This window comes from Pseudocitrobacter sp. 2023LY-00077 (assembly GCF_055796175.1).
Map to the genome: position 1 here is coordinate 1 of NZ_JBSPEI010000039.1, position 7,148 is coordinate 7,148.

A 7,148-nucleotide genomic window follows, 5' to 3' on the forward strand; every position below is an offset into this window, starting at 1 on the left:
GTATCACGCTGGGTCGCAATAATTCTGGTGAAGTCCCGCGCAGCGGAACCGGTGCCAGGATGGTATCGGCCGGTCGCGTCTTCGGGCGCGATCAGACCCGGGGAGGTAGCTTCTGATGATGCTCATTGCCGACATTGAGGCCGCAATTGTCGAACGACTCCGACAGGGACTGGGGCGTCTGACCTGTAACGTCGGGTCTTACGGTGGCGAGATGGATGGCGAGCCTGCCGAAGTCATACGCCAGCTTCCCGGCGTATGGGTGACCTTCGGGGGGATTCAGAAGACCGAACGTACCGGCACATCCCGTAATCGCTTCATGGCCCACGGGCGGTTTGTTGTGATTGTGGGCGACCGCAGCGTGCGCAGTGAAGCAGCGTCACGCGTGGGGGGGCCGCTGCTGGAAGAAGTCGGTACTTACCGGATGGTTTCTGCCGTTCGCCGCCTGCTCTCCGGGCAGGATATGGGGCTGACCATCGATCACCTGGTTCCGGGGCGGGTTCGCACCTTGTTCAATACGCAACTGGAGAAGCAGGCATTCTCCGTCTTTGCCTGTGAGTTCGATACCAAATGGGCAGAGGCTGCGCTGGAGAACGGCCTGTTCCCGCTGGTTGATGCGCCTGCTGGACACGATGACAGCCTGTTTGTTCCTTATAAAGGAAGAACCAGCCCTGATGACCCGGACTGGTTACGCACAAAGCTGATTTATGACCTGAAATCGCCGGACAGCGACGATATTGCAGAGGACATGATTAACCATGAAAAAGATTAGCGTCATTGCGGTAACGGGCATCAATGTCCCCCGCGAAGATAACGCCCGCCGTTACATCACCGATGCGGCAGCGGTTCTGGTGGACGATACCGCTTATTACCGTCGCCAGATTCGTGCCGGTGATCTGATTATCAGGAATGAGGCCCCCGGGCCTGAAGCAGCAGCGGAACCTGCTACCGCCATTCCTGCCCAAAAAGCCACTGCGCCGGCCGCTGATAAAAAACCAGCCAAAGCAGCGGCCGAACCGGCTTCAGATGCCAGTAAAAAGGACGCCACGGAGGTAGATAATGTCCAGTCCTAACATCAGCTTTGACACCATCGGGAGCAACCGTAAGCCCGGACAGTACATTGAATTTAATACCCGGCTGGCGGTTCGAACGCTTCCGGGAAATACCCAGAAAGTGCTGATGCTTGCCCCTATGCTGGATACCGGCACGGCTGAACCGCTGACCATTCTGGATATTTTTTACGATGACCAGGCAGCAACTTACTTTGGTCGCGGTTCAGCGGCGCATCAGATGGCCACCGATGCTATCGGTGCCAATGCTTACCTGCAGCTGCAGATGATTGGTATCCCGGATGCCGATACGGCAACAGCCGCCACCGGGAAAGTCGCGATTACCGGCCCGGCAACCTCTAATGGCACGCTGAGTGTATCGGTCGGTGGTACGCGTATTGATGTCGGTGTTTCCAATGGTGATACCGCTAATGAAATTGCAAACACGCTGATTTCAACTCTTGCTCAGAAGACAGCACTTCCTGTGACCGCAGAACTGTCAACGGAAGTGGTTGAAGGTGAAGACGACCCGCAGCCAGTCAACGGTGTCGTTGTTCTGACCGCCCGCCACGCGGGGACCTATGGTAATGACATTGTCATCAAAGCGACCAGTACTGCCACAGGCACCACGGCATCAGTAACGGAAATGTCTGGTGGGAATGTAGACCCGGACATTGCTCCGGCACTGGCCGCCGCATTTGCTGCTGGCCACAACATCGTCGTGAGCCCGTTCTCCACCGATGATGCGCTGACGGCGTTGCGCGATCATCTCGATAATGTCAGCAATGCAATGGAGCAGCGCGGGGCCATCGGCGTGGGCGGCTGGCCTAAATCACTTTCCACCGGCACCACCCTGAGCGCATCCCTCAATGAGGGACGAATTACGCTCGGTTGGCATAACGGTTCGGCGAAAACCCCGGCTCAGATTGCAGCGGCCTATGCGGCTGTCATCGCAAGCGAAGAGGACCCGGCCCGCCCGCTGAACACACTGGCTATGTCGACGCTTGATGTCACTGCCCTCGAAAATCGTCCCGGCCGCACCGAGCAGGAAAACGCCCTGCGAAATGGTCTGACGCCGTTTGAAATCGGCCCAGGGGATAAGGTTCAGATTGTCCGCGCGATCAGTACCTACACCAAAAATGCGCAGGGTGTAGATGATGTTTCGTTACTGGATATCACAACCATCCGCACACTGGACTATGTACGTAAAGCCTGTCGTGAGCGTATCGCGTTGCGGTTCCCGCGTGACAAGCTGAGTTCACGAACGCCACCGAAGGTGCAGAGCGAACTGCTCGATGTGCTGATTAAGCTGGAAGAGCTGGAGATTATTGAAGAGGTTGAAGCCAATAAATCCGGGCTCATTGTGGAGCGTGACTCACAGGACAGCAACCAGCTGAACGCCCGTATCCCGGCCGATGTAGTGAATGGTCTGCATGTATTTGCAGGCGTGATTGACCTGCTACTGTAAGGAGAGCTGAACAATGGCACTTGAAGAATATGTCGGCGCGATCGTCATGGAGGTCGACGGCCAGGAAATTGAGGTCACCGACCTGAAAGAAGACGTCACCACCGGGCGCAAGCTGGTCAAGACCATGAACCGTACCGGGCGTGCAAAGGGATTCTCCCGTGGTATTGAGGAAATTCAGTTGACGGTGACGGTGGTTATCCCGGCATCCGGCGATCTGAACTGGGGCGCGATTGAAGGGGCCAAAATCACCCAGTATCCGCTTAACAGTACGGGTAAACGCATCTCTTACCTGGATTGTTTCAGCACCCAGGCAGGGGCTCAGTATACAGTGGATAACGAAGCGAAGCGCGATATCACAATGAACTCGCTGCGACGTGTGGAGGAGTAAAAGTATATGGAAAAGCACCAACTTTTATATGGTGTTCAGGCTGGCGATAAAGTGCATTACGACTTCATCGTCCGCCTGCCGGTGGTGAGCGATACCATTGAAGCGCTACGCCTGACAGACGAAGCCTGTGGCACGACTGATGGTGCAGCGGCAGGTATGTACTACCGCGTTGCTGTTATGGCTGAAGCGCTGGAATCGCTCGGCGACCTGTCCAAAGGAGACATCACGCCAGAACTGCTGCTGAACGGGCTCAACGACGATGATTTCGACATCATTGATGCGCAGATCGAAGCTATTAAAAAAAAGCGGATGCGTTTGAACAGCGACTTACCGGATACCGCACCCTTATCCTCGCCCTCGGACGATACGGCATAACCGGGCAGCAAATAGGCGCGATGACCCGTCCAGAACTGGACGGGTTTACCGAAGCACTGGCCCGCCTGCACGGGAAAAAATCCGGCACAACCACCACCAAAACCACCCGCACTTTGAAATCCCGGCGTAAAAAGAAACCTAAAGGGAAGTAACTATGGCCCGTAACCTCCAGCTTGCACTCTCTCTTCTGGCGCGTGATGGCGCATCAAAGGTCATTCGTCAGGCGTTTCAGAGCATTGTAAAAGATACGAAGGCGACGCAGAAAGCCAGCGATGAGCAGGCAAAAAGCCAGGAGCAGAACAGCTCCCGGGCTATTAAAGCCTCCCGTAGCCTTCAGGATGAATACCGACGCGCCAGCTCCGCGCGTTCCACGCTGGGCATCCGCTCCGAGCGTGAAATTCAGCGCGAAATTAACCAGACTATGGCGGCATATAACCGTCTAACCCGGTCAGGAACGCTATCTGCCAACGAGCAGTCCAGGGCCTTCCGTTCAATGACCGAGCGTGTCAGCCAGCTGCGTACTGAACTGGTCGGCGTCAATAACTCAATGACCCGTATGCAGCGTTTTAAAGGCGCTTTATCAACTGCTGGTGCAGTGGCTGGCGGGCTGACAGCTGCCGGGATGGTCATCAAGGACCCGGTACAACGGCAAATGGCCTTTGAATCTCGTAATGCCGAGATAGCGAATACCGCCTACAACGAACTTCCCGCACCTGAGCGCATAAAGAAAATCCCTGTCATTAACGACACAATTAAAAATGCGGTGCGTTATGGTGGTGGTACACCTGAGGCGGCTCAGGAAACGCTTAATGCGTTATTTGCAGGCGGTCTCGATGATAAGACAGCAATGAAAATATTGCCTGATATCACACGCTATGCGACAGCATCTGGAGCAAACCCTCAGGACCTGGCAAAAATAGGCATAGGTGCAATAAAAAACTTTGGCATTGATATGCGTGACTTACCTGCCGTATATGATAAAGCGATTCGTTCCGGTGAGAATGGCAAATATGAACTTGCAGATATGGCAGGGTCATTACCGCTTACATTAACGAAAGCAAACGCAGTTGGTATGTCAGGCCTAAAAGATTTAGATGTGGTTCTGGCCATGTTACAGGCGAATGCTGAAACTGCCGGGGATAATAATGCTGCATCAACCAATGTAAATAACCTCTTTGATAAATATACAAGTGCAGATACGCAAAATGCATTAAAGAATAAACGATTTCGAACAAAGGATGGTCGTCAACTCCAGTATGCTGACTACATGGCTGACCAAAGATTAAATGGCGAAAATGCGGCGGATGCATTTACGAATGCTGTATCGGGAATTGTATCGGCAGATAGTCGCGTAAAAAAACTCCGGGCGCAAGCTCAGAAATATAAAGGAACTGATAGAGAAAAGGATATTCTCGCAGCCCTGGATTTAGTCATCTCTTCAATAACATCAAAAATAGTTGCTGATTCACAAGCAAGCACGGCTTTAAAAACAAGTATTATGAAGAGAGACTTTGTCAAAGAACAAATATCAGGAACAGAAAATTCTGTTGGTGCAGGAGCTGCATCATACGATGTTGTCGCGTCAACAAATTCATTCAAATCCCAACAGCTTGAATCAGAGAAAATGTTCGCTGAACAAGATGCAATGAAGCCTGTCGCTGATTTATATGGTGACCTTGCTACCAAATTAACGGACTACGCAAAAGAATATCCTGAATTAACAACAGCCATTTCGGGAGCGACTACGGCAATAAAAGCAATGGCTGCAGCAGCTGTTGCTTTTGCTGGTCTGAATTTCCTGACTGGTGGCGGTATTAAACTGCCTGGTAGTCGTGGCCCTGGAGGCGTTACACCTCCGGGCGGTATAACTCCCCCGGGTACTTCATCTTTAGGGAAAATCTGGGGAGGGTTAACCCGGGGCGCGGGTAAATTATTAGCTCCTCTTGCTTTATATCAGGGAATGCAGGATGCACCTCTTGTTCACGTTGAACGAGGGGATGCTGATGCTCGTGCGCGTCTTAATAAGAATAATTACAGCAACAGTGAAGCCAGAATGCTGGATGCTGTGAAAGCCAGACCGGGGCTGCTTGATGCAGTTGATGAGATTAAGTCGTGGATACGGCCCCCTGCCGCACCGTCTGTTAACCCGGGAATGGACCAGGGCGATACAGAGGCCATCACCAGGGGGGCAGGCATTAAAGTACCAGCACCCGATAAATCTCAACCTTCGATACCCGGGTTGGCCAGTGATGATAAAACCTGGTCGAAATCACCGGCTACCATTGGACTTCAGAACGCTGACCCATCCACCATCGGCGTATCATCTTACCTGTTGCCACAGCAACAGAAGCCACAGCCTGTGACAATTACAACCAAAGTGATGCTCGATGAGCGTGAGATTGCTCAGGCAGTCAATAACTATAACGGTGAACAGTCCGTTCGTGGCTCCACAGGAGGTCCGCAGTGAGCTGGGAAGACTCTTTACAGGATGCCTCATTCAGGGGCGTTCAGTTTGATGTGATCCGTACCCGCGACAGCGCCAGCCGGGATATCGCGACCTATGAATACCCGTATGTGGATGGCGGCGATATTGAAGACCTGGGCCGGAAACCGCGTAACTGCCAGGTTGATTGCCTGTTCTGGGGTGATGATTACGATCTCCGCCTGCAGTCGTTTATCGCTGCTCTTGATACGCGCGGCTATGGTGAGCTGATCCATCCTGTTTTTGGTTCGATGCCTTATATGCAGTGTATCCAGTATCAGCTTTCACATGATGCGGAAAACGTTGATTACTGCGCGGTTGAGGTTGTTTTCCTTGAGGCAAAACCTAATGTGCCTTTTTTCGGCAGCGACTTTCCGCTGTCTCAGGCTGACATCATCTTCAACCAGGTACAGTCGGCACTTGCACAGGCCCAGACTGCGATTGATAACGCGCTCGCCCCCCTGAGAACGGCGAAGAAATGGATGCGCCGGGCGAAATCCCTGGCATCAACCGCGCTTAATATGGTGACCGTTCTGAAAGGTGAATTGACGGATTTTGTCAGCACCACTACTGACTTTGTTAATTATCCTGCCGCATTTATGAATGACTTGCAGAGTGCGTTAACACAAACATCATTGCTGTCTAAGTCTTCGGTGACCAACAATCCGGGTAGTTATGCCCGTTCCTCATCTGTGGCAGGTGCCGGCACATCAGCGGCAACATCCGCTGTTGCATCATCTTCTTCGGCAGGTTCCTCCGCGTCGTCCGCCGCACAGCTCTCCTCGGATGTCAGCGGCGTTGCGGGCATCATCATGGCTGACTGGAAAAACGGACGCACAGCGTTACAGGAAGTGGCTGTAATGCCATCAGGAATCGTTACCGGACAAACGACCGTCGCGGTGGCCGTTCCTTCCGGGTCTTCAGCCAGTGATATCACCGAGCTGGTGACGGCAGTGAATATACAGGTTGCGCTGCAGCTGGCGCTCGATGCCTCTGACATTCTGAGTGACAACACCATTATTGAGTTGCTCTCCCCGGATGATGTGGAGCTGATCGCTAACGATACGCGAACCGCTATCCAGACGGCCATTGACCAGACCCGAACCTATTTTTCCTCTGCCACTCAGGGAGTTAGCTCAGCGACTACTGCCAGCGGCATTACCTGGCAACCCGTAGTTAACAGTATGAAAAATATTGCTCTCAGCGTTCAGGAACTTGCCACCACCGTTATTACACAGCGTCCACCTCTGACCACCCGCACTGTCAAAGCAGACATGAATCTGCACCTGGTGGCTTACCTGTGGTATGGCGATTATTCCCGCGCGGCCGAGCTGCTGCGCCTGAATCCCACTCTGAGGGACCCGAACAACCTTAAATCGGGGGATATCC

The 7,148-nt window shown here is 53.1% G+C and carries 8 protein-coding genes; all 8 read left to right on the forward strand.

Annotation, left to right across the window (positions count from 1 at the left end; genetic code table 11):
- Positions 1–118 precede the first annotated feature (118 nt).
- On the forward strand, positions 119–769 hold the full coding sequence (locus ACWWFX_RS24755) for a DUF1834 family protein (protein WP_473225049.1): 651 nt from the start codon (positions 119–121) through the stop codon (positions 767–769).
- A complete protein-coding gene (locus ACWWFX_RS24760) occupies positions 756–1,070 on the forward strand; it encodes a hypothetical protein (RefSeq protein WP_473225042.1) in 315 nt (104 codons plus the stop codon). Before ACWWFX_RS24755 ends, ACWWFX_RS24760 begins: the two co-directional genes overlap by 14 nt.
- Positions 1,057–2,514, forward strand: coding sequence for a phage tail sheath C-terminal domain-containing protein (locus tag ACWWFX_RS24765; RefSeq protein ID WP_473225043.1), 1,458 nt, complete (start codon positions 1,057–1,059; stop codon positions 2,512–2,514). Before ACWWFX_RS24760 ends, ACWWFX_RS24765 begins: the two co-directional genes overlap by 14 nt.
- A 13-nt stretch (positions 2,515–2,527) precedes the next feature.
- Positions 2,528–2,902, forward strand: coding sequence for a phage tail protein (locus ACWWFX_RS24770; RefSeq protein WP_473225044.1), 375 nt, complete (start codon positions 2,528–2,530; stop codon positions 2,900–2,902).
- A 6-nt stretch (positions 2,903–2,908) separates the two neighbouring features.
- Entirely contained in the window at positions 2,909–3,277 is a 369-nt protein-coding gene (locus ACWWFX_RS24775; protein WP_473225045.1) for a hypothetical protein, read from the forward strand.
- Positions 3,278–3,297: 20 nt separating this feature from the next.
- Positions 3,298–3,429, forward strand: a complete 132-nt coding sequence (locus tag ACWWFX_RS24780; RefSeq protein ID WP_473225046.1) for a hypothetical protein — start codon at positions 3,298–3,300, stop codon at positions 3,427–3,429.
- A 2-nt stretch (positions 3,430–3,431) separates the two neighbouring features.
- Positions 3,432–5,744: a phage tail tape measure protein gene (locus ACWWFX_RS24785; RefSeq protein ID WP_473225047.1), complete on the forward strand. Its 2,313-nt coding sequence runs from the start codon at positions 3,432–3,434 to the stop codon at positions 5,742–5,744.
- Positions 5,741–7,148: DNA circularization protein (locus ACWWFX_RS24790; RefSeq protein WP_473225048.1), on the forward strand; the 1,408-nt coding region annotated here is incomplete at its 3' end. The genes ACWWFX_RS24785 and ACWWFX_RS24790, both read left to right, overlap by 4 nt.

Excerpts from the sequence above, each read along its gene's own strand:
- ACWWFX_RS24755 (WP_473225049.1), top strand. The coding sequence starts at position 119 with ATGCTCATTGCCGACATTGAGGCCGCAATTGTCGAACGACTCCGACAG.
- ACWWFX_RS24785 (WP_473225047.1), top strand. The coding sequence starts at position 3,432 with ATGGCCCGTAACCTCCAGCTTGCACTCTCTCTTCTGGCGCGTGATGGC.
- ACWWFX_RS24770 (WP_473225044.1), top strand. The coding sequence starts at position 2,528 with ATGGCACTTGAAGAATATGTCGGCGCGATCGTCATGGAGGTCGACGGC.
- ACWWFX_RS24765 (WP_473225043.1), top strand. The coding sequence starts at position 1,057 with ATGTCCAGTCCTAACATCAGCTTTGACACCATCGGGAGCAACCGTAAG.
- ACWWFX_RS24760 (WP_473225042.1), top strand. The coding sequence starts at position 756 with ATGAAAAAGATTAGCGTCATTGCGGTAACGGGCATCAATGTCCCCCGC.
- ACWWFX_RS24775 (WP_473225045.1), top strand. The coding sequence starts at position 2,909 with ATGGAAAAGCACCAACTTTTATATGGTGTTCAGGCTGGCGATAAAGTG.
- ACWWFX_RS24780 (WP_473225046.1), top strand. The coding sequence starts at position 3,298 with ATGACCCGTCCAGAACTGGACGGGTTTACCGAAGCACTGGCCCGCCTG.